Raw genomic sequence first — 273 nt, 5'->3', positions numbered from 1 at the left:
ATTGTTAAAGAAAAATCCAAAAGAGCCATGATGCCTGCTATTGTATCCATTGTGGCAGCGGTTATTTTTGCTATTTTGCTCAATTTCTTTATCACTATTTATTTTATCAATCCGCTTAAACAGCTTATCAAGAGTGTAAAAGGCTTTTATCCGGAACAAATACGGCTGAATACGAATATTGCTTCGAAGGACGAAATAAAAACCTTGGAGAATGAAGTTAACAATATGATTTATAGATTACTCCGACATAGAAATCAAGCCTAAGAAAACAAT

At 33.0% G+C, this 273-nt stretch carries 1 protein-coding gene; it reads left to right on the top strand.

Going from position 1 to position 273, the window contains the following annotated elements; all coding sequences use genetic code 11:
• On the top strand, positions 1-264 hold a 264-nt coding region (locus tag ACS2QP_RS27705; RefSeq protein WP_438883055.1), incomplete at its 5' end, for a hypothetical protein.
• Positions 265-273 lie beyond the last annotated feature (9 nt).

It is taken from the genome of Bacillus cereus group sp. Bce019 (assembly GCF_051781745.1).
GTDB lineage: Bacteria > Bacillota > Bacilli > Bacillales > Bacillaceae_G > Bacillus_A > Bacillus_A cereus.
Note: the sequence above shows the minus strand (reverse complement) of the source record. Positions and strands in the feature narration are given on the sequence as shown.